Annotated in this window: 2 protein-coding genes; both read left to right on the top strand. The window is 51.3% G+C overall.

Annotated features, from left to right (window positions below):
- Positions 1-263: 263 nt before the first annotated feature.
- Positions 264-479 (top strand): YwqJ-related putative deaminase, encoded by a 216-nt coding sequence (locus F1735_RS38375; protein ID WP_373888630.1) that lies wholly within the window; start codon positions 264-266, stop codon positions 477-479.
- Positions 476-1,360 carry a hypothetical protein gene (locus F1735_RS33495; protein WP_167241312.1) on the top strand — a complete coding sequence of 295 codons (885 nt, stop codon included), beginning with the start codon at positions 476-478 and terminating at the stop codon, positions 1,358-1,360. Before F1735_RS38375 ends, F1735_RS33495 begins: the two co-directional genes overlap by 4 nt.
- Positions 1,361-1,488: the final 128 nt, after the last annotated feature.

Here is a 1,488-nt window from a genome sequence, read left to right on the forward strand (position 1 = left end):
ATCGAGACTTGCCGCAAGCGGGCCGTTTCCTCCTGGGTCTACATCGCCACTGTGATCGCCGCCGCCAGAAAGGGCGTCGCCACACCCTCGCTGCCGCCGATTCCGTCCGGGACGTGAACGGTTACACTCACCCTGCTGGACCTGATCTCCGGACGGACGTATCGCCATAGGGAAAACGTATCAAAACCGCGCAAACAAGGCCGAAAACCGCATAAATCTAATACCCAGAAAAATTGTTGAACGCCCTAAGTTGGGTGGATTGACTGCCCGGTACCCACGCAGAGGTCCGGGCTGCCAATTGGATGTACCACGAAATTGATAGAATTAACCCCGCGTTGTACGACCCGTCTAAACTGACGGTAGTGACTTATCGGTTGATGCCCGGGCCGGAACAAGGACTGCCCTTTGTTGCTTGTCCGAACTGTGCTTCGATCTTGCCGCCCGAGGCATACATTCCTACTGGAAGGTTGGGACAATGAAACGAGTAAATGTAGATGTAATGAATCAGCAGAATGGGCTTTATCTGGTCGATAGAACGCCTTTCTCCGGAGCGGGATTCATGGTTGGTGCGCAAAGAGAAGTGCGGTCTTTTCAGATGAAAGACGGCATTTTTGCGGGCGCTTACCGTCCCCTGTGTGCTGACGATGCAATCGGCTTGGCACAGCTGGATGTGACGGGCTTGCTTTGTGATGAAGAGAACGCACAATATCCTTTGCCTGAGAGTATTGAGACATTTTCCGGTATCGGGTATGAGTTTCAAAACGGGCATTGTATTCATGAAATATTATTCTGCCGGGGTGCGGTAGTCTGCGATTGCTGGTGGCTTAAGTCGGGACTGTTGGTAGGTTATAACCGTATCGGGGATATTTATCACCACTATGATTGGTACAGCTCAGGCGTATTAAAATCGGCCACGGTAAGCTGCGGCGAGTCGTTCTCGGGAATGTTGGGTTTCCTTGAAGATGGAAGACTGCGCGCGCTTACCTTGCAAGGCGACTTCTTCTCGAATTTGCCTGACATTTTCCGCACGACGAGTTTTTTTCCTGTCGAGAAAAAGGAGGGCCTGGCATTGTTGAAAGGAGCGGAAAGTGTGTATTTATCACGCAATTGCATCGATGATAGCGTCATTGAGTTGATGGCGACATCCGGTTCATTTGATGAGACAACAACGTTGAAATTCAATGATACCAACATCGGTAGCCGGGCCGCTTCCATACTGTCAGCATTGAAGAACCTTAAAACGCTGTCAATTGAATCGCCGGATGCGTCGCAGAGAGTGATTGCCGAAAATATCATGGAAAGGCGTCCCGATATGAATGCGACATTTATCTTGACAAGGGCGTATCCGCGTATCGGCTAAAGGCCATATCGTTATACACAACTCAGCCGTGCCCCTCGCGCATCGACTGTAATGCAGTGGCCACATCCATCACGCGCTGCAATCCTTGCCAGATCGTCTTTACGCCGGGTTCGCCGTCGCTCTTGCGT

The sequence above is a fragment of the Massilia genomosp. 1 genome (assembly GCF_011682185.1).
Lineage (GTDB): Bacteria > Pseudomonadota > Gammaproteobacteria > Burkholderiales > Burkholderiaceae_D > Telluria_A > Telluria_A rubra.